The 18,757-nt window shown below is 51.3% G+C and carries 19 protein-coding genes and 1 pseudogene; 8 read left to right on the plus strand and 12 right to left on the minus strand.

The genetic code is table 11. The annotated features are described in order from the left end of the window. Nucleotides 1-12: 12 nt before the first annotated feature. The 4 genes from H7K52_RS03865 to H7K52_RS03880 all read right to left on the minus strand — a co-directional run bounded on the left by H7K52_RS03865 (nucleotide 13) and on the right by H7K52_RS03880 (nucleotide 2,896). Nucleotides 13-252 (minus strand): phosphopantetheine-binding protein, encoded by a 240-nt coding sequence (locus tag H7K52_RS03865; RefSeq protein WP_182629733.1) that lies wholly within the window; start codon nucleotides 250-252, stop codon nucleotides 13-15. A 24-nt stretch (nucleotides 253-276) separates the two neighbouring features. Continuing rightward, nucleotides 277-948 carry a purine nucleoside phosphorylase YfiH/LACC1 family protein gene (locus H7K52_RS03870; RefSeq protein WP_182629734.1) on the minus strand — a complete coding sequence of 224 codons (672 nt, stop codon included), beginning with the start codon at nucleotides 946-948 and terminating at the stop codon, nucleotides 277-279. 110 nt (nucleotides 949-1,058) lie between these two features. After that, a complete protein-coding gene (locus H7K52_RS03875) occupies nucleotides 1,059-2,093 on the minus strand; it encodes an iron-containing redox enzyme family protein (RefSeq protein WP_182629735.1) in 1,035 nt (344 codons plus the stop codon). Nucleotides 2,094-2,320: 227 nt separating this feature from the next. Then, entirely contained in the window at nucleotides 2,321-2,896 is a 576-nt protein-coding gene (locus tag H7K52_RS03880; protein ID WP_182629736.1) for a TetR/AcrR family transcriptional regulator, read from the minus strand. 377 nt (nucleotides 2,897-3,273) lie between these two features. Between H7K52_RS03880 and H7K52_RS03885 the strand changes: the two genes are divergently transcribed. Further along, nucleotides 3,274-3,987, plus strand: coding sequence for a 4'-phosphopantetheinyl transferase family protein (locus H7K52_RS03885; RefSeq protein ID WP_182629737.1), 714 nt, complete (start codon nucleotides 3,274-3,276; stop codon nucleotides 3,985-3,987). A 388-nt stretch (nucleotides 3,988-4,375) separates the two neighbouring features. Here H7K52_RS03885 and H7K52_RS03890 read toward each other — a convergent pair. The 3 genes and pseudogenes from H7K52_RS03890 to pth form a co-directional block, all read right to left on the minus strand. Beyond that, nucleotides 4,376-5,567: pseudogene (locus H7K52_RS03890) on the minus strand (tyrosine-type recombinase/integrase). A gap of 213 nt (nucleotides 5,568-5,780) precedes the next feature. Beyond that, nucleotides 5,781-6,872 (minus strand): redox-regulated ATPase YchF, encoded by a 1,092-nt coding sequence (gene ychF / locus H7K52_RS03895; RefSeq protein ID WP_182629738.1) that lies wholly within the window; start codon nucleotides 6,870-6,872, stop codon nucleotides 5,781-5,783. Between the two features lie 108 nt (nucleotides 6,873-6,980). Further along, the gene (gene pth, locus H7K52_RS03900; RefSeq protein ID WP_003850818.1) at nucleotides 6,981-7,568 is read right to left on the minus strand and encodes an aminoacyl-tRNA hydrolase; all 588 of its coding nucleotides are present in this window, start codon (nucleotides 7,566-7,568) and stop codon (nucleotides 6,981-6,983) included. A gap of 255 nt (nucleotides 7,569-7,823) precedes the next feature. Between pth and ychH the strand changes: the two genes are divergently transcribed. Further along, complete coding sequence (gene ychH / locus H7K52_RS03905) at nucleotides 7,824-8,099, plus strand: stress-induced protein YchH (RefSeq protein ID WP_008926152.1); 276 nt, start codon at nucleotides 7,824-7,826, stop codon at nucleotides 8,097-8,099. On the opposite strand, the gene H7K52_RS03910 is transcribed toward ychH, so the two are convergent. The 4 genes from H7K52_RS03910 to lolB form a co-directional block, all read right to left on the minus strand. Then, nucleotides 8,096-9,247, minus strand: coding sequence for a GGDEF domain-containing protein (locus H7K52_RS03910; protein WP_003850823.1), 1,152 nt, complete (start codon nucleotides 9,245-9,247; stop codon nucleotides 8,096-8,098). The genes ychH and H7K52_RS03910 overlap by 4 nt on opposite strands. A gap of 214 nt (nucleotides 9,248-9,461) precedes the next feature. After that, the gene (gene prs / locus H7K52_RS03915; RefSeq protein ID WP_003850825.1) at nucleotides 9,462-10,409 is read right to left on the minus strand and encodes a ribose-phosphate diphosphokinase; all 948 of its coding nucleotides are present in this window, start codon (nucleotides 10,407-10,409) and stop codon (nucleotides 9,462-9,464) included. 136 nt (nucleotides 10,410-10,545) lie between these two features. Further along, the gene (ispE, locus tag H7K52_RS03920) at nucleotides 10,546-11,403 is read right to left on the minus strand and encodes a 4-(cytidine 5'-diphospho)-2-C-methyl-D-erythritol kinase (RefSeq protein WP_003850827.1); all 858 of its coding nucleotides are present in this window, start codon (nucleotides 11,401-11,403) and stop codon (nucleotides 10,546-10,548) included. Continuing rightward, nucleotides 11,400-12,023 (minus strand): lipoprotein insertase outer membrane protein LolB, encoded by a 624-nt coding sequence (gene lolB / locus H7K52_RS03925; RefSeq protein ID WP_008926155.1) that lies wholly within the window; start codon nucleotides 12,021-12,023, stop codon nucleotides 11,400-11,402. Before lolB ends, ispE begins: the two co-directional genes overlap by 4 nt. Before the next feature lie 216 nt (nucleotides 12,024-12,239). Between lolB and hemA the strand changes: the two genes are divergently transcribed. Genes hemA through kdsA form a run of 6 tightly spaced genes read left to right on the plus strand, consistent with a single transcriptional unit; the run spans nucleotide 12,240 to nucleotide 17,564 of the window. Next, complete coding sequence (gene hemA / locus H7K52_RS03930) at nucleotides 12,240-13,499, plus strand: glutamyl-tRNA reductase (protein ID WP_182629739.1); 1,260 nt, start codon at nucleotides 12,240-12,242, stop codon at nucleotides 13,497-13,499. 42 nt (nucleotides 13,500-13,541) lie between these two features. Next, nucleotides 13,542-14,624, plus strand: a complete 1,083-nt coding sequence (gene prfA, locus H7K52_RS03935; protein ID WP_003850832.1) for a peptide chain release factor 1 — start codon at nucleotides 13,542-13,544, stop codon at nucleotides 14,622-14,624. Continuing rightward, nucleotides 14,624-15,454: a peptide chain release factor N(5)-glutamine methyltransferase gene (prmC, locus tag H7K52_RS03940; protein ID WP_003850834.1), complete on the plus strand. Its 831-nt coding sequence runs from the start codon at nucleotides 14,624-14,626 to the stop codon at nucleotides 15,452-15,454. Before prfA ends, prmC begins: the two co-directional genes overlap by 1 nt. Nucleotides 15,455-15,480: 26 nt before the next feature. Continuing rightward, nucleotides 15,481-15,873, plus strand: coding sequence for a SirB2 family protein (locus tag H7K52_RS03945; RefSeq protein WP_003850837.1), 393 nt, complete (start codon nucleotides 15,481-15,483; stop codon nucleotides 15,871-15,873). Nucleotide 15,874: 1 nt separating this feature from the next. Continuing rightward, entirely contained in the window at nucleotides 15,875-16,684 is an 810-nt protein-coding gene (gene sirB1, locus H7K52_RS03950; RefSeq protein ID WP_003850839.1) for an invasion regulator SirB1, read from the plus strand. Between the two features lie 25 nt (nucleotides 16,685-16,709). Further along, complete coding sequence (gene kdsA / locus H7K52_RS03955; protein WP_003850840.1) at nucleotides 16,710-17,564, plus strand: 3-deoxy-8-phosphooctulonate synthase; 855 nt, start codon at nucleotides 16,710-16,712, stop codon at nucleotides 17,562-17,564. Nucleotides 17,565-17,624: 60 nt separating this feature from the next. On the opposite strand, the gene chaA is transcribed toward kdsA, so the two are convergent. Beyond that, the gene (gene chaA, locus H7K52_RS03960; protein WP_003850842.1) at nucleotides 17,625-18,716 is read right to left on the minus strand and encodes a sodium-potassium/proton antiporter ChaA; all 1,092 of its coding nucleotides are present in this window, start codon (nucleotides 18,714-18,716) and stop codon (nucleotides 17,625-17,627) included. Between the last annotated feature and the right edge of the window lie 41 nt (nucleotides 18,717-18,757).

The raw sequence follows: 18,757 nt of genomic DNA on the forward strand, positions 1-18,757 counted from the left end.
CTTCTCCGGCTATTACTGCACACGATTAAGAAAGGCGGTCAGAGCTACAGGCGTAGGTTCCTGAAGAAAATCACGTAAGGGGATTTTTTTACCCGTTTTTTCATGGATTTTATCGATGACATCAAGAGCCGTAAGCGAGCATCCGCCAATATTAAAGAAATCATCCTTTTCATTGATTTTTTCTATTTCCAGTACGTCGATAATTGATTCTTTAACAATCTCACACATCTGAGCACTATTAAGATTTTGCATGATTTATCCTTTTCAGTAATAAAATTACAGCATCATAATTGCACTAACTTGCACATCTTTATTACCATCCCGTCTGTAGCTATGAAATACAGGGTGCGTTTCACCTTGCGTGTTAATATCAACGCTACAAATTGTACAAAGCGACAGGCTATCAAAGCAGGTGATGCCAATATCCCGCAATTGATGTGCAATAACCGCTAATAAATTTAATTTTCGGGGTTGTGGGTTCAGTAATTCAGAATTTATCGGGTAGCGGTCAGAGAATGCGTCAATTAATTCCTGTGATACTTCATAGCAACATGGCATGGCACCCGGGCCTATACCAGCAACCCAATTTTCAAGGTCGTCCCCCTGGTTATTTATTAGTTCTTTTAAATTATAAATAATACCATTAAATGCGCCACGCCAGCCAACATGCAGCGCTGCGATGGCTGTGCCATCCTTACGCGAAAAAAGAACGGGGTAGCAATCCGCATTAACCAGCGTAAGCAGTATATTTCTTTTTTCCGTATACCAGCCATCAACTGGCCCCACTTGCTGGCGGTTTTCCGTCGCGATAGCAATATTAACCCCATGCACCTGGGTCTTCATCGGACGCGCGTGCCAGTGTGTTCTGGCAAAGGGTAATATAGGCTCATGCAGGGTGCCAAAACCATGCGTTATGCCTGATATCGCATTTAAAACAAAAGATTCCATATAAAGTGGCCTTTATATATTTGATTTTTAAAAATAAAAAGCTGTTGATTTCTTTATAAAAAAGAACGCTGTTATTATGGCGTGAAGAGCTTTAAGTATTTTTCTTTAAATCAGCATGTCATCTTATGCAATAGGCTGTCATAATAATCCGCGCAGCTTTGCAAACGCAGGGCTGCGCCTATTATAATTTCTCCTGCCGATGCCGGATGAGTGTTTATCAGCGGCGTAATGACGTGCTCTAACCAGCCGGAGGCGTGATCAATATCCACTTCAATATGTTCCCGATAATAAAGCGTATGTTTATTATCTATATTGAGGCGTTGACAACCTTTAACCAGTTTACTGTAATGCGGAGGGTCCAGAAGTTCTGTCATTGCCATGGCGCCAATTAACTTATAGTAATACTGGCGATTTGTTGCGCCGAGCATAAAAACATTATATCCGGTATAGCCCTGCCAGCTATACAATGAGGTAAAATGATTTTCCGCTAGTTCTATCGCGCAGCCAGAAAGTAGATGTTTATATAATTCCACATGTGTGTGTTGCGGATTACCCTGGCCTGCTTCATCCCAGAGATTTTTACAAATTTCTGCGCGTGTAGAAGGGGCTGAACCCGGCAACATTAAAGCGACGAGATCGAAAAAGAGAATATTAAGTGCGCTGTCGCTTTTAAAAAATAAACGGAATTGCTCTCCATTAGCCTCGCTCCCCAGAAAATCAAAAAGAGGGTGGTGCGAGGCGCGATGCGTATGGTAAAGCTCAAGTAAGTCAGCAATAACTGAAGGTGCATCGGCGTTTTTATCAGGCAGCTTGAAGGGATAACGCCTGAATTCATATTCCAGCCAGTGACGCTCGATTAAATTCTTTAACGTCATCAAAAAAGGGTGATGTTGATTTTTCGCTGCGGCTGACAGCGGGTCTGCTAGCAGGCAGTTGTAAATGAGAAACAGGCTGCGTTGCACTGTTTCACGGGCGGCCAGGTCTTCCTCATCATATGCCGCTGTGAACTGCTGAAGACTCAGATTAATAATTTCTTCGGTAATATGGGGCGTTGCCGCAAGTGTTTCATTTAGATGCGGATCGTTAATTAGTTTTATTAATTGATCATGCACTGCCACAACGACGGTGTTAGCTACAGGCTTCATTGATCCCTTTCCTGAAATTCATGACAATTTCAGAAAAACATACCAGAGCGATTTTTATACGCAATAGTTTTCTTAAAGAAATGTAAATAAATGGTTAAAATATTTTTATGTGTTTGTTTTTAAAGTAATAAAATTTTTAACGCGGATGGTTTTTTAAGAGTGCCGCCATTTCTGACGGCAAAATTGTACTCGTTAGTACAGTTTGTTGTGAATGAAAGCGGCGCGTTTTACCACTCGCCCCCTTGCGCGAAAATATGGGTCTTTGCCGCCATCCATGCAAGCATCGCCGGAGGGTACTCGCGCGATAAAGATGGGCTAAGTGCAAGAGATATCGCGCCATCTATAAGAATAATCATGCTTAACGTACAACGTTCGGCTGGTTCGGGCTTTAATATCTGACGTAAAATGTTAAGCAAAAGGGTATATAATTCAACTTTAAATTCATCGTTCGCTTTAACGATCAGTGAAGACGACATGCCGTTATCAGCAACAGCCCTGGCAAACATACATCCATTGAAATCATCTTCTGCGAACCATTTGCCATAATAGTCAAAAATAGATTGTAACTGCATTCGCGGCTTGCTCTGAGATGCAATGATTGCGCGTAAATCCTCGATAAATTCTTTCCGTCTGAGCGCTAGCACCTCAAGAATAATAGCTTCTTTGTCTACAAAATATTTATACAAAGTCATTTTTGAGACTTGCGCGAAACTAGCGATTTTATCCAGGCTGGAATTGACATAACCTTCGCGATTAAAAAGCGAGGAGGCGGCAATTATAATCTCTTTCTTTTTATCTCTCATACATTTCCACAGTGGCGAAAAAAAATAACTTCAAAAAAGTAAGCAGAATATATTGTATTTAATAATAATGCTTATGATTACATAAGGTTAACTGTACCGCATCCTCTACTTTAGTACAACTGTGTTATAATTCGCATCCTTAAACAAGGAGTGCTTCTACAAATAGTAAATAAATCATATTGTTGTGTGGCAGCACATTCTTCTGTTCTCATCTGATGAGATTAACCCTTAATAAGATAAAGATTTTGTCCAGCCTTTTCGTTCAGGCCGCTGGGTTATTTTATTGGTTGTGTTTTATCCGTTTTTTGGTAAAGTGCACTCAATGACGTGTAAATGAAAATGCCTGTTTAATTATTATTACTGGCAGGGATATTAAAATGTTTTCACCAACATTTCACTTTTCAGATCCGCCTTTTGTTCTTAAAGGTGCTTTAGGATATTTTCAACATCAATCGCAGCTTGCTTATTGTATGCTTGAGTATGACAGTAACTCTTTTACGGATGATTTATTTGCTATCGCCGGGATTCCTTTGCCGGATGTATTATCTGAGGCAGGCGTTAAACGTAAAGCTGAATATTTTGCCGGGCGCTACTGTTGCTCTGTATTATTAAAACAGCACAGGGTTCATTCACCCATTGTTGGCGCAAGCCGTGGCGTTCCCGTATGGCCTGCGGGGTGGCGAGGAAGTCTCTCTCATACTCACTCCCACGCCATTGCCGTATTAGTTAAGGAAACGTCGGGCTTACATCCTGGCGTTGATATTGAAAAGCATAATCCGACGCTTCTTCTTAATACGGGCGATATGTTTACCAGCATGGAAGAGCAGGCATTCTTAAGAACGCTTTCGCTGCCTTATTCGCAGGCGTTACTGCTGGTGTTTTCTGCGAAAGAAACGCTTTTCAAAGCGTTATGGCCGGAAATAAAAGGTTTTATTGATTTCAGCAGCTCATATCTATCAGAGGTTGATACAGAGCGGAAAACTTTTACATTGATGCTTACGCATACTATTAATAACACGTTATATGCAGGTAAAAACTTCACCGGTCACTACTCTTTCTTTACCGATAGTATCGTTACCTGCATCAGTTAATAAAGTCACGAAAAATATTATCCACACCGGAGTGGCCGCCTTTTGCCGCCCGTCTATCGATACGATTAGCCGCGGCCTGTCGGCGCAATACTGGCAGCAAGGTCTCGCGTCGCGCCCGGATCGTCAACACAGGTCCGGGCGCTATTAGCCTGATAACCTCGCGAGCTTTAAGAGGCAGCCAAATAAATGAATAGGGTTTCGCCAGAGAGGCATTGTTGGAGGAAGAGGCACTGCAGCAGGATACTTTTCCACCTTTAGACCTAAATGTAATCTTGACTAAATCCGATGGGAGTGACATCAGATAATTCAATTGGTTATGCTGGCTTAATTTAATTTATTGATTTTATTTATCTTACTTACCAGTACTAACACATCAATGCATCCCGGTTTATAGAATATCACCACTTCTGACATTGCAGTTTACCCATTCATCAAGCTTATCTGCCCATTCCTGCATCATCACTTTCCGTTCATCAAGATAGGTCGCATGGTTATAAGTGCGACGAACATTGTTGGTATCAGCGTGCGCAAGTTGGGCCTCAATAGCATCAGGTCGATAGCCCATTTCGTTTAAACGCGTACTTCCTGTAGTTCGGGTAGCATGGGGACTAAAAATGCCACTCCATCAGAGGCTTTTAAGTAGTTGGCGCAGCGAGTGCGATGTCATTGGTCCTAGCGGATTATCTCTACCCGGGAAAAGGTGCTGCCGATGCCCGGTTAATCCCTGTAGTGTTCTGAGCATTTTGACAGCTTGGAAGGGTAGGGGAATAACGTGTTCTCTGCGGGCTTTCATTCGCGCAGCCGGAATGGCCCATAGGGCGTTATCAAGATCGAATTCTGTCCATTCAGCTTCGGTGGCTTCGGCTGGTCGCGCTAGCGTCCACCACATAAGCCACATGCAATAGTTAACCTGGTATGAGCCGCGACTGTTGTCAAAACAGCTTAATAGCTTCCCGATTTGCTGCGGATTCAATGCCTGTTTGTGCTGCGTTTTGTTTGCCAGAATCGCCTTACGCACCGGCCAGACAGGATCGCTATCTGCTCTGAGCGTCGCCACCGCCAGCTCAAAAACGGATGAAATGGTGCGGCGGGCTTCAGCGGCAACGGTCGGAGCGCCGCGCTTAGCCGTTTCCTGAAGAATTTTAAGAATGTGGTGCGAGGTGATTTCCCTGATAGGAAGTTTGCCGATGGCGGGGAAAACTACACGCTCAAGCATATCAAGGCGGCGAGTTTTGGTGATTTCGGCCCAGTCTTTCATCTGCAACCACTCTTTGGCGATCAGCTCAAAGGCGTTGGATGCGTCGTTGACCTTGCGGATCTTATCTAACTGGCGAGCCTGTGTCGGGCTAACTCCATTCGCGACTTGTTTACGAGCTTGCTCGCATTTCTCGCGAGCTTCGGCAAGTTTGACCGTCGGGTACTCACCCAACGCGAACATGCTGGATTTACCGTTGAGTTTAAACCGATAGCGCCATACCTTTTTGCCATTGGGTTTCACTTCGAGGTAGAGACCATTGTAACCCTTGAGCCGATAGAGTTTTTTTCGGCCGGGCAGTGCGGGATTGCGTATCAGTGAGCATAGCGGGGCCTTGTTTATTTATTATACCGTTAATGTACTCACTTAAAATGAAGATAGAAGAATGTTGTACTCATCCATGTACTCATTTTTGACAGCATTGTTACGAGATGAATTGAGACATTATGAAATAAAAAAATCCACGCAAATGCGTGGATTTTATAATTTGTTTGATCTTCATGAGATTCAGTAAAAACCCATGAGACACACATTTTAATCAGACGTTGAACAGGAAGTTCATCACATCGCCATCTTTCACGATGTACTCTTTACCTTCTGAACGCATCTTGCCGGCTTCTTTCGCACCTTGCTCGCCTTTATAGGCGATAAAGTCTTCAAACGCGATGGTCTGGGCGCGGATAAAACCTTTCTCAAAGTCGGTATGGATTTTACCGGCTGCCTGTGGGGCTGTTGCGCCAACCGGGATGGTCCATGCACGCACTTCTTTCACGCCAGCGGTGAAGTAGGTCTGCAGGTTAAGCAGCGAGTAACCGGCGCGGATCACGCGGTTAAGGCCCGGTTCTTCCAGTCCCAGTTCGGCCATGAACTCGTCACGGTCTTCATCTTCCAGCTCAGCAATGTCAGACTCAACAGCGGCACACACAGGCACCACCACAGAACCTTCTGCTTCGGCGATAGCGCGCACCTGATCCAGGTACGGGTTGTTCTCGAAACCATCTTCATTGACGTTAGCAATGTACATGGTGGGTTTCAGGGTCAGGAAGCTCAGATAGCGGATGGCCGCTTTGTCGTCTGCATCCAGATCCAGTGAACGCAGCATGCCTGCATCAGAAAGATGCGGCAGGCATTTTTCCAGTGCAGCCAGCTCGGCTTTGGCATCTTTGTCGCCGCCTTTGGCTTTCTTCTGCACACGCTGAATCGCACGTTCACAGGTCTCAAGATCGGACAGGGCCAGTTCGGTGTTGATCACATCAATATCTTCAGCCGGGTTCACTTTACCCGCCACGTGGATGATGTTGTCGTTTTCAAAGCAGCGCACCACGTGGCCGATCGCTTCGGTTTCGCGGATGTTGGTCAGGAACTGGTTGCCCAGGCCTTCACCTTTTGACGCGCCTTTCACCAGGCCCGCGATATCGACGAATTCCATGGTAGTCGGCACCACGCGCTGTGGCTTAACAATCTCAGAAAGCTGGTCGAGACGCAGGTCAGGCATTGGCACCACACCGGTGTTTGGCTCAATGGTGCAGAAAGGGAAGTTAGCCGCTTCGATGCCCGCTTTAGTCAGCGCGTTGAACAGAGTGGATTTACCGACGTTCGGCAGGCCCACGATACCGCATTTGAATCCCATGGTTTGATACCCTTTATAACTGGATGGACAGCACGTCAGGCGACGGACTGTCGGAGACGAATAGAAAAATTTCGCGCATTATACACGGAATCACGACGATTCGGGCGTTTAAGCAGGCTTGAAGGCGTGCAGCCGGTTCATCGCCTTGATGCGATCCTCTTTCAGCCACAGTTCGGTGCAGCGCACCGCTTCATCAATGGCATCATCAATCAGCTTCTGCTCACTGGCAGGCGGCTTGCCCAGTACAAATCCGGTTACCTTATTGCGATCGCCGGGATGCCCGATGCCGATGCGGAGCCGATGAAAATTGTTGTTGTTGCCCAGTTTGCTGATGATGTCTTTCAGACCGTTGTGACCGCCATGGCCGCCGCCCTGCTTGAATTTCGCCACGCCGGGTGGCAGATCAAGTTCATCGTGTGCCACCAGAATCTCTTCCGGCGCGATGCGATAAAAGGTCGCCATCGCAGCAACCGCTTTACCGCTCAGGTTCATAAAGGTGGTCGGCACCAGCAGGCGCACATCCTCTCCGGCGATCATCAGGCGGGCGGTGTAGCCGTAGAATTTGCCTTCCTCTTTCAATGACTGATTGTGGCGCTCAGCCAGTAAATCCAGATACCAGGCACCCGCATTGTGGCGCGTGGCGGCATATTCAGCGCCCGGATTGGCAAGGCCCACAATCAGTTTAATGCTGCTCACAATGATTATCCTGCTGTTATTGCGAAAGGGCGTTAGTTTACTTCGCCACAGCCAGGATGACAAAGCACAAGCGCCGAAATGGTTCAGTGAAGTGATTAATCATTTTCTATCTAAATCAACAGGCTGGACTCAGGGCCAGGGAATGCTTTATGACTGATGTGTGATCCAGTCCGCAACGTAATCTTTACCCATTGCCTAAACTTATGGCACTTAACATTGTGTGCGGTCATTTTCTCATAAGGATGGGGGTGCAGCATGAAATACCAACACTGCCGTGTAGCAGGTAACAGCTTGATGGTACTGGGATTAGTGACAATGGTGCTGGGCGTCGGCTTCTCAATTATTAATCAGCTCCCCTCACTTGATCTGCCACAGCTTCTGGCTCAGGGGGCGATTTTAGGCATCTTTATTGGTGCGCTGCTATGGCTGGTGGGCGCCGGTCTGAGTGGTCGTGAAAAGGTAGAAGATCGTTATTACTGGCTGCGTCACTATGACAAACGCTGCCGCAGATCGCACAACTCACATCATTAAGTGAGTGCAGCCGGGACCGGATGCTGCGCAGTGCAGTTCCGGCCACTGGCTTTCGCGTGATAAAGCGCCGCATCTGCCAGTGCCAGTAAATCCTCAAAGCCCTGATGCGGTTGGGTCAGCGTTGCGAATCCAATGCTGACTGAATAGGTAATCTCATTGGGCTGTGACTTACAAACCGCCAGTCGTGTCGCTTCACACCAGGCTTCCGTCTCCTTTGCTCCGGCCGGGATTATCGCCGCAAACTCCTCTCCACCCAGCCTTGCAAAGCGCCCGTCAGCAGGCATCAGCTCTCTGACAATGCCGCAAAAGTGGATCAAAATCTGGTCACCCTGCTGATGCCCATACCGATCATTAATGCTCTTGAAGTGATCAAGATCGAACAGGATTGCACTATAAGGCCGGTTCTGACGGCGGCAATGCGCCACAATTTTTTCTGCTTCGTTAAATAAAGCACGGCGATTCCAGGCGCTGGTCAGCGGATCGTGCAGGGAAGTGTGTTTCAACACGCTCTGCATCCGCTCATTCACCATGGCCAGAATGGTAAATGTCAGGCCAATGACAAACAGAATGGACTCCAGAATCACGTAAACCGAGAAGTCCGATCCGCCAATGGCACCATGCCTGGTACTGGCAATGGCGCTATCCAGAAAAATGCGCGCCAGATGAAACAGCAGGTGAATCCACAGCAGCAACTGTGCAGGCCAGAAAGTCGATTTTAGCGAGTCACGAGCCAGCCAGACCAGTTGAATAAATGCTGCGGTATAGGCCATACAGGCGATACACAGCACAAATACTCGCCTGGGCAAGCTGTAATAGAAGGCCGGAAAGCAGCAGAGGAGTGCCCAGAGCAGCGCGCCCAGCAGCCAGTGGGTACCGATGGGTTTGCCACTCAAGCGCCGCAACGCATTTAACAATCCGCCATAAGCCAGCATCACTAAAACATTGCCCACCGCAATCGGCAGAAAATGCAGACCACTGCTGCGCAGGCTACTTAAGAACACGGAAATCAGGGTAAATATCAGCGACAGGCAGGTGAAGCCCAGAACGCGGTCATACTGCGATCCAATCCAGGCAAAGACCATGATGATGCTCAGAAACCCCAGTACATAAAGCTCGCAAATAAATAAGGTATAGATATCGAGGTTCATGAGGGCCGGGTTCTTATTAAAATTGCGTTGCAAATTACCACTTAACGGCATCGGGCAGAAGCGGGGAACGCAGCGTTTTACTAAAAGAGTGAGTGGCGTTGAAAATAGGGGATAATGGGGAAATTTATCGCGGAAAAATCAGAAAAAGAAGTGCGTTAGTCGGGCGACTGGCTGGCTTAAAAAAACCGGGCACAGGGCCCGGTTCCGCGAAGAATTAATGCTCGAACATCGCCGAGATCGATTCTTCGTTACTGATACGGCGAATCGCTTCGGCCAGCATGCCAGATAAAGTCAGCGTGCGCACATTCGGCAGTGACTTAATCTCGTCAGACAGTGGGATGGTATCGCAGACGATCACCTGGTCCAGAACGGATTTACGCAGGTTTTCAACCGCATTGCCGGAGAAGATCGGGTGCGTCGCGTAAGCAAACACGCGTTTAGCACCACGCTCTTTCAGCGCTTCAGCCGCTTTGCACAGCGTGCCGCCGGTGTCGATCATGTCGTCGACCAGCACACAGTCGCGGCCAGCAACGTCACCAATAATGTGCATCACCTGAGAAACGTTCGCGCGAGGGCGGCGTTTATCAATGATAGCCATATCGGTGTCGTTCAGCAGTTTAGCGATAGCACGGGCACGTACTACGCCACCAATATCGGGAGAAACAACAATCGGGTTTTCCAGACCGATCTGCATCATATCTTCCAGCAGGATCGGACTGCCAAATACGTTATCAACCGGGACGTCGAAGAAGCCCTGGATCTGCTCGGCGTGCAGGTCAACCGTCAGAACACGGTCAACACCGACGCTGGAAAGGAAGTCTGCCACTACTTTTGCGGTGATTGGCACACGCGCGGAACGCACGCGGCGATCCTGACGGGCATAACCAAAGTAGGGAATGACTGCGGTAATACGACCAGCAGAAGCACGACGCAGCGCGTCGACCATCACAACCAGTTCCATCAGATTATCGTTGGTGGGGGCACAGGTGGACTGGATGATGAAAATATCACCACCGCGTACATTTTCGTTAATCTGTACGCTCACTTCACCATCACTGAAACGTCCTACAGCGGCGTCTCCCAGGCTGGTGTAAAGGCGGTTGGCAATACGTTGTGCTAGTTCCGGGGTGGCGTTACCAGCAAATAGCTTCATATCAGGCACGAGAAGAACCTCAGGCTTTGCGTCCAGAGAATGAACGGCATGACAGTAACCGGCGCGTACAGTCATGTGCGTTCACACGGGTGTGTTGATGCGAAACGTGCAGTGTCTGGAACGTGGTGACACTGTCACGCAATCGCTAATCGCCTCGCAGGGTACGCTGTAGCGGCGAAACATTTACGCCCCGGGCTACAAATCCGCGCACCCCATTCGGGGCAAGCTCCAGCACCTGACGGGCAGCAGACTCAGTGTCGAATTCAGCAAACACACAAGCGCCCGTGCCAGTCAGGCGTGACGGCGCGTATTCTAGCAGCCAGGAAACAAGCTCATCAACCTTACGAAAACGTTTTCTTACCACTGCTTCACAATCATTGGTGAAGGGTGCAGCTAAAAGCGTCGATAAACTGCGCGATGGGGTATCACGCGTCAGTTCGGGGTCGTTGAATACCACTGGTGTGCTGATGTTCACGCCGGGATGAGCGACAAGATACCACTTTTCTTCCGGCTCTGCGGGCTGAAGTTGTTCACCCACTCCCTGCGCAAAAGCCGCGAAGCCGTGCACAAACACCGGCACATCCGCGCCCAGTTTCACGCCAATTGCTGCCAGCTCATCCGGTGTGAAGCCGGTTTGCCACAGATGATTCAGCGCCACCAGTACGGTAGCAGCATCCGATGAACCTCCACCGAGGCCGCCCCCCATGGGCAGATGCTTCTCAATGGCGATCTGTGCGCCAGCACGAGCAGGCAGGCAATGCTTATTCAGGGCTGCCTGTTTCAGCCTATTTGCGGCGCGCACAATCAGGTTATCTGCATCCGCGACGCCTGCCACCGGCGTTAACAGCTGAATGGAATCGCTGTCATCAACGGTAATCTGCAACTGGTCACCGTAATCCAGAAACTGAAACAGCGTCTGCAGGTTGTGATAGCCGTCGGGACGACGGCCAGTGATGTAGAGAAAAAGATTCAGTTTTGCCGGGGCAGGCCAGTGGGTGATCATTGAACGGTCCAGCCGTCCATACGCAGTTTAATTCGCTGATCACCCTCTTTCAGCTCCAGGCTGGACGGCAGCGGTGGGGTAACTTTGCTATCGTAACCCGCAATAGACACCTGCCAGTTCTGGCCGTCGCGGCTGTAGTTCAGGCTGCTTAGCTGATAGTTCTCGTTAAGCTGATAATCGGTGGCATCGCCAGGCAGACCCATCATCCACTGGCGCAGGTTTGCCAGCGGAATGTTCATGCCAGTAAGTTGCGAAATCATCTTCTGTGCATCATTGCTGACGTAACGCTTGCCTTTGTTATCGACGATCTGCACCACCGAGCCCTGTGCATCAAGCTGCAGTTCGGTACTGCCCAGTGGATTGGTCAGCAGCAGGCGATAGCGATCAGGCGCGGTCTGTTGCCAGTTGAAGCGGGCATAGACTTTCTGCTTGTCAGAGAGGTAGGCAAAGGCACCGCGGGTCTGATAGTGCGTAACCTTTGAGACCGCCTGCTGATGCTGTTGCCACTGTGGCGCGGTAACGCTGGGGCCCGGGCCTTGCGGTTTGTTGACGCTACAGGCCGCCAGCAGGACGCTGGCAAGGGGCAAAAGGCGCAACAGATTGCGTGGTGTATTAAGCATCAAGTGGTCATCTCCTCGGACACATGTATTTTTCGTAACGGATAACGCTAACCGTCCCGGTTTTAACCGTCAATGCTGTTATGCAGCAAATTGCGCACGATCGGGTTAATCTTATTACAGTCATAGCCTTTGTATGGCTTTTCTTGATCTGCCGCATCTTGTAGAATGCGCATCACAAAACCCTGACATTATTGGGACATCCCAACTAAAACCGCCATGACGCTGCTCGCTCTCGGAATCAATCACAAGACAGCCCCCATTGCTCTGCGCGAACGCGTCTCGTTCGGGCCGGAGACGCTTGAGCAGGCGTTAAACAGCCTGTTATCACAGCCAATGGTGCAGAGCGGCGTGGTGTTGTCCACCTGTAACCGGACTGAACTTTACCTGAGTGTAGAGCAACAGGCCGACTTACAGGCGCGTCTGGTGAGCTGGTTATGTAATTATCATCAGCTGGATGAAGAGGATGTACGCAACAGCCTCTACTGGCATCAGGATAACGAGGCGGTCAGCCATCTGATGCGCGTCGCCAGCGGACTCGACTCCCTGGTACTCGGTGAACCCCAGATCCTCGGTCAGGTAAAAAAAGCGTTTGCTGACTCCTCGCGCGGTCAGGCACTGAGCAGTGAACTGGAGCGCATGTTCCAGAAAACCTTCTCTGTGGCCAAACGCGTGCGCACAGAAACCGATATCGGTGCTAACGCGGTCTCGGTGGCGTTTGCCGCCTGTACGCTGGCCCGCCAGATCTTCGAATCTCTCTCTTCCGTCAATGTACTGCTGGTCGGCGCAGGCGAAACCATTGAGCTGGTGGCGCGTCATCTGCGTGAGCATCAGGTCAAAAATCTCATCATCGCCAACCGTACCCGCGAGCGTGCTGAAACGCTGGCGGCGGAAGTGGGTGCGGAAGTGATCACGCTGGCGGAGATCGATGCCCGTCTGGCTGAAGCTGACATCATTATTTCGTCAACCTCCAGTCCATTACCGATTATCGGCAAGGGAATGATGGAGCGCGCCCTGAAAGCGCGTCGCAACAAACCGATGCTGCTGGTCGATATTGCGGTGCCGCGCGACGTAGAGCCGGAAGTGGGCGATCTGCTGCCTAACGCTTATCTCTACAGCGTGGATGACCTGCAGGCGATCATCGAACAGAACCTGGCGCAGCGCAAAGCGGCCGCGGTTCAGGCCGAAAGCATCGTGGTTCAGGAAAGCAGCGAATTCATGGCGTGGCTGCGCTCACAGGGCGCGGTGAATACGATCCGTGAATATCGTTCTCAGGCGGATGAAATCCGCGCTGAGCTGGAAGGCCGTGCGCTGCAGGCGCTGCAGCAGGGTGCCGATCCGCAGAAAGTCATGCAGGAACTGGCGCACAAGCTGACCAACCGTTTAATACATGCTCCAACCAAATCACTTCAGCAGGCCGCCCGCGATGGCGATAATGAACGCCTGCAGATTTTACGCGACAGCCTGGGTCTCGACTAGGCACACCGCTGTCGCCACCTGTTACGGGAATCCCACATTTAAATGAAGACCTCTATAGTTGCCAAACTGGAAGCCCTGCAGGAGCGCCACGAAGAAGTGGAAGCGATGCTGGGCGATGCTGGCGTGATCGCCGATCAGGAGCGTTTCCGTGCGCTGTCACGCGAATATGCCCAACTGACCGATGTGACCCGTTGCTTCCGCGACTGGCAGCAGGTACAGGAAGATATCGAAACGGCGCAGCAGATGCTCGACGACCCTGAAATGCGTGATATGGCGCAGGAAGAGTTGCAGGAAGCGCGTGAGAAAAACGACGTGCTGGAGCAGCAGTTGCAGGTTCTGTTACTGCCGAAAGATCCCGATGATGAGCGCGCCTGCTTTATTGAAGTGCGCGCCGGCACCGGCGGCGACGAAGCCGCGATCTTCGCCGGCGATCTGTTCCGTATGTACAGCCGCTATGCCGAAGCGCGTCGCTGGCGCGTGGAGATCATCAGCGCCAACGAAGGCGAGCATGGCGGTTACAAAGAAGTCATTGCTCGCGTGACCGGCGACGGTGCCTATGGGCGCCTGAAGTTTGAGTCAGGCGGCCACCGTGTGCAGCGTGTACCGGAGACCGAATCTCAGGGCCGTATCCATACCTCAGCCTGTACCGTTGCCGTGATGCCGGAAATCCCGGAAGCGGAACTGCCGGAGATCAATGCCGGTGACCTGAAAATCGATACTTTCCGTTCTTCTGGTGCAGGCGGTCAGCACGTTAACACCACCGACTCCGCGATTCGTATTACCCACCTGCCAACCGGCATCGTGGTGGAGTGCCAGGACGAACGTTCACAGCATAAAAACAAAGCTAAAGCGCTGGCGGTGCTGGGTTCGCGTATTCACGCGGCAGAGATGGCCCGCCGTCACGCCGCTGAAGCCAGCACCCGCCGCAACCTGCTGGGCAGCGGCGATCGCTCTGACCGCAACCGTACCTATAACTTCCCGCAGGGCCGCGTGACCGATCACCGTATCAACCTGACGATCTACCGTCTGGATGAAGTGATGGAAGGCAAACTTGACAGCCTGATCGAGCCGATTGTGCAGGAATACCAGGCGGATCAGCTGGCGGCGCTGGCTGGTCAGGATTAATGGATTTTCGTCACTGGCTGAAACAGGCGGTTGCCACGCTATGTGGTGGTGACAGTCCGAAGCGTGACGCTGAGATCCTGTTGGGTTACGTGACCGGCAAGTCACGCAGCTGGTTAATTGCCTTTGATGAAACGGTGCTCAGCGATGAACAGCTGGCGCAGCTGAATAGCCTGCTGGCGCGTCGTGCCCGGGGTGAACCGGTGGCGCATCTGGTGGGAGAGCGCGAGTTCTGGTCGCTGCCCTTGCGCGTCACTGACGCCACGCTGATTCCGCGTCCGGATACCGAACTGCTGGTTGAACAGGCGCTGGCGCATCTGCCCGCGACACCTTCGACCATTCTGGATATGGGCACCGGCACCGGAGCGATTGCGCTGGCGCTGGCCAGCGAGCGGCCCGACTGTCAGGTGACCGGCGTGGATCGCATTCAGGCCGCCGTTGAGCTGGCAGGCAGTAATGCGCAGCAGCTCAGCCTCAGCAACACTCGCTTTCTGCTCAGTCACTGGTTCCAGGCTCTCACGCCGCAGCGCTTTAGTCTCATCGTCAGCAATCCGCCCTATATTGATGCCAGCGATAGTCATCTGGAGCAGGGTGACGTGCGTTTCGAACCGCGCAGCGCGCTGGTGGCCGATGAGGCGGGACTGGCGGATCTGCGCACGCTGATCGAGCAGGCACCTGCGTGGCTGCTACCCGGCGGCTGGCTGCTGCTGGAGCATGGCTGGCAGCAGGGCGAAGCGGTGGCTACGCTGATGCGGCAGAATGGCTATCACGCCGTTGAAACCGTCAACGATTACGGTGGCAATCCACGAGTCACCTTAGGTCAGTTCCCCTAATAAAAGCGCTTTAAAAAGGATTTATAATGGTCGCCTTTTATCCTCTGATTAAAAATCTGCACATCTTAACCGTCGTGCTGACCGTGACGCTGTTCCTGCTGCGGTTTTACTGGCTGCGCTGTGGTTCGGCAATGATGACGAAACGCTGGGTCCGCATTCTGCCGCACATTAATGACACGCTGTTACTGGTGACCGGCGTCTCGCTGGTGATGATTACTCACTTCTATCCCTTCACGCCGCAAGGAAGCTGGCTGACGGAGAAGCTTTTAGCGGTTATCATCTACATCGCCTTAGGATTTGTGGCATTGAGTCGCCGTCCACGCACTGATCGCACCCGCTGGATCGCTTTTCTGGTGGCGTTACTCGCCCTGGTGACCATCATTACGCTGGCGCTGACTAAAATGCCGTTATGGGGATAGTATGACCTCGACCGAACAATTAGATTTCAGCCAGACACCGCTGTGTGAAGCGGTGATTGGCGCTACGCTTGCCATCCGCGCCGATTTTCCGGCGTTGTCGGTGGAAGCGCAGCTTGCGGCGTTAGTCGCCGAAGCGCGTGACTATGTCAGCCACGCTGAAGATGCGGATATGCAGCTGGAAAAGCTGCTTGAGCTGTTTTATCGCCAGTGGGGATTTCGCGGCGCCAGCGGTGTCTACAAGCTTTCTGATGCGCTCTGGATCGACAATGTGCTGAAGACGCGTCAGGGCACGGCAGTGTCACTGGGCGTTATCCTGCTACATATTGCCGCCGAGCTGGAACTGCCGCTGATGCCGGTGATTTTCCCGACGCAGTTGATTCTGCGTGCGGACTGGATTGATGGCGACAAGTGGATGATCAATCCGTTCAATGGCGAAACCCTTGACCGGCACACGCTGGAAGTGTGGCTCAAAGGCAACATCAGCCCGACCGCGCGTCTGTATGATGATGATCTCGACGAAGCCAAGACCGTCACCGTGATGCGCAAAATGCTCGACACGCTGAAAGCGGCATTGATGGAAGAGCAGAAGATGGAACTGGCACTGAACGTCAGTCAGGTGCTGTTGCGTATTGATCCGGATGATCCCTATGAAATTCGCGACCGCGGTTTGATCTACGCGCAGCTGGAGTGCGAACATATCGCGCTGAATGATTTAACTTACTTCGTTGAGCAGTGTCCTGAAGACCCGGTCAGCGAAATGATCAAAGTTCAGATTCACGCAATCGAACAAAAACAGGTCACGCTGCACTAAGCGGACCCACTGAAAAGGAAAGGGCATGACACAGAAAGTCGTGAGTATTGGCGATATCAACGTCGCAAACGATCTGCCATTTGTACTGTTTGGCGGGATGAACGTGCTGGAGTCACGCGACCTGGCGATGCGCATCTGCGAACACTACGTCAACGTCACCACGAAACTCGGTATCCCTTACGTCTTTAAGGCGTCGTTTGATAAAGCGAACCGCTCCTCGATTCACTCTTATCGTGGCCCGGGCCTGGAAGAAGGGATGAAGATTTTCCAGGAGCTGAAGCAGACTTTTGGCGTGAAGATCATCACCGATGTTCATGAAGCGTCACAGGCGCAGCCCGTGTCAGAAGTGGTGGATGTGATTCAGTTGCCAGCTTTCCTGGCGCGTCAGACTGATCTGGTAGAAGCGATGGCAAAAACCGGCGCAGTTATCAACGTTAAGAAGCCACAGTTTGTCAGTCCGGGTCAGATGGGCAACATCGTTGATAAGTTCGCTGAAGGTGGCAACGAGCAGGTTATTCTGTGTGATCGCGGCAGCAACTTTGGCTATGACAATCTGGTTGTCGATATGCTCGGCTTTAACGTGATGAAGAAAGTCACCAAAAACAGCCCGGTGATTTTCGATGTGACCCATGCGCTGCAGACGCGCGATCCGTTCGGTGCAGCATCAGGCGGTCGTCGTGCTCAGGTGGCTGAGCTGGCGCGTGCCGGTATGGCGGTCGGCATTGCCGGTCTGTTTATCGAAGCGCATCCGGATCCGGAACACGCCCTGTGTGATGGCCCATCCGCGTTGCCGCTGGATAAGCTGGAGCCATTCCTGGTGCAGATGAAAGCGATTGACGATCTGGTGAAAAGCTTCCCGGAACTCGATACCAGCAAATAAGTTTGCTGAAAAAAAAAGAGCGATTACTCGCTCTTTTTTTTCGTCTGAAGCCCGCTGCCGTTACAGCATGATGGTCATCAGATATCCGATAAACAACGCCAGATGGGCGGCACCGTTCAATACATTGGTGCGTCCGGTCGAGAAGGAGAGCTGACAGAGAATCAGCGACGCCATCATAATCACCATCTGTGGCGGCTCCAGACCGAATATCAGCTCCTGTCCGGTCAGGGTGGCGATAATGGTTACTGCCGGTACCGTCAGGGAGATAGTCGCCAGCACCGAACCAAAGAACAGGTTCATGGCGCGCTGTACCTGATTCATCAGCACAGCCTTAATTGCGCCGAGCCCTTCCGGCGAGAGGATAAGCAACGCCACCAGGAAGCCGGTAAACTGTGCCGGTGCATTCAGGTCTGTCAGCAGGCTTTCCAGCGTATTGGCGTTCATCTTGGTCACGGCAATGACCGCAATCAAATGCACGATCAGCCAGATAGTGTGCCAGACGCTGCTGTGCGCCGAAGGTTTGCCATGATGCGGATCCCCATCATCACTCTCATCTTCATGCTCATAAACAAACAGGCTCTGGTGGGTTTTGGTCTGAATCAGCAGGAAAACGCCATACATTGCGGCTGAGATCGCCGCGATGAGCAGGGCCTGGGTGACGGAGAAATTACCGCCCGGCAGCGCGTTAGGAAATACCAGCACCAGAATCGCGAGGGGAAAGATAGCGATCAGATATTGTTTCACGCCCGCCAGATTGACGTACTGCGTCGCAAACTTATTACCACCCAGCAGCAGCGCAAAGCCGACCAGCCCGCCGGTCACAATCATCACAATCGAATAAAGCGTATCGCGCATCAGGCCGGGTGCGGCATCGCCTGTCGCCATCAGCGCCGAGATCAGACTCACTTCCAGAATGACGACAGAGAGGCTCAGAATCAGTGAGCCATAGGGTTCGCCCAGCCGGTGGGCCAGCACATCTGCATGTCTCACCACGCTAAACGCGCTGCTCAGAATGGCAATCAATGCCACTAAGTTGATACCGACGACAACGGGAAATGCGGTGTTAGCACCAAAAAAATAGAGTATACCCAGCGTGATAAGGGGAAATATCAGCGAGAATTCCTTGTGACGAGTTTTTTCATGTGAAGGCATTCACCATCCTCTCTGGTTAATGATTATCCGGACACAGCGGG

The organism is Pantoea hericii (genome assembly GCF_014155795.1).
In the GTDB taxonomy this organism is placed as follows: Bacteria; Pseudomonadota; Gammaproteobacteria; order Enterobacterales; family Enterobacteriaceae; genus Pantoea; species Pantoea eucalypti.

Excerpts from the sequence above, each read along its gene's own strand:
- ychF (WP_182629738.1), bottom strand. The coding sequence starts at position 6,872 with ATGGGATTCAAATGCGGTATCGTGGGCCTGCCGAACGTCGGTAAATCC.
- H7K52_RS03865 (WP_182629733.1), bottom strand. The coding sequence starts at position 252 with ATGCAAAATCTTAATAGTGCTCAGATGTGTGAGATTGTTAAAGAATCA.
- sirB1 (WP_003850839.1), top strand. The coding sequence starts at position 15,875 with ATGACCTCGACCGAACAATTAGATTTCAGCCAGACACCGCTGTGTGAA.
- H7K52_RS03885 (WP_182629737.1), top strand. The coding sequence starts at position 3,274 with ATGTTTTCACCAACATTTCACTTTTCAGATCCGCCTTTTGTTCTTAAA.
- H7K52_RS03910 (WP_003850823.1), bottom strand. The coding sequence starts at position 9,247 with ATGAACCTCGATATCTATACCTTATTTATTTGCGAGCTTTATGTACTG.
- ychH (WP_008926152.1), top strand. The coding sequence starts at position 7,824 with ATGAAATACCAACACTGCCGTGTAGCAGGTAACAGCTTGATGGTACTG.
- H7K52_RS03875 (WP_182629735.1), bottom strand. The coding sequence starts at position 2,093 with ATGAAGCCTGTAGCTAACACCGTCGTTGTGGCAGTGCATGATCAATTA.
- lolB (WP_008926155.1), bottom strand. The coding sequence starts at position 12,023 with ATGCTTAATACACCACGCAATCTGTTGCGCCTTTTGCCCCTTGCCAGC.
- prfA (WP_003850832.1), top strand. The coding sequence starts at position 13,542 with ATGAAGACCTCTATAGTTGCCAAACTGGAAGCCCTGCAGGAGCGCCAC.
- H7K52_RS03880 (WP_182629736.1), bottom strand. The coding sequence starts at position 2,896 with ATGAGAGATAAAAAGAAAGAGATTATAATTGCCGCCTCCTCGCTTTTT.
- prmC (WP_003850834.1), top strand. The coding sequence starts at position 14,624 with ATGGATTTTCGTCACTGGCTGAAACAGGCGGTTGCCACGCTATGTGGT.
- hemA (WP_182629739.1), top strand. The coding sequence starts at position 12,240 with ATGACGCTGCTCGCTCTCGGAATCAATCACAAGACAGCCCCCATTGCT.
- ispE (WP_003850827.1), bottom strand. The coding sequence starts at position 11,403 with ATGATCACCCACTGGCCTGCCCCGGCAAAACTGAATCTTTTTCTCTAC.
- H7K52_RS03945 (WP_003850837.1), top strand. The coding sequence starts at position 15,481 with ATGGTCGCCTTTTATCCTCTGATTAAAAATCTGCACATCTTAACCGTC.
- chaA (WP_003850842.1), bottom strand. The coding sequence starts at position 18,716 with ATGCCTTCACATGAAAAAACTCGTCACAAGGAATTCTCGCTGATATTT.
- H7K52_RS03870 (WP_182629734.1), bottom strand. The coding sequence starts at position 948 with ATGGAATCTTTTGTTTTAAATGCGATATCAGGCATAACGCATGGTTTT.
- kdsA (WP_003850840.1), top strand. The coding sequence starts at position 16,710 with ATGACACAGAAAGTCGTGAGTATTGGCGATATCAACGTCGCAAACGAT.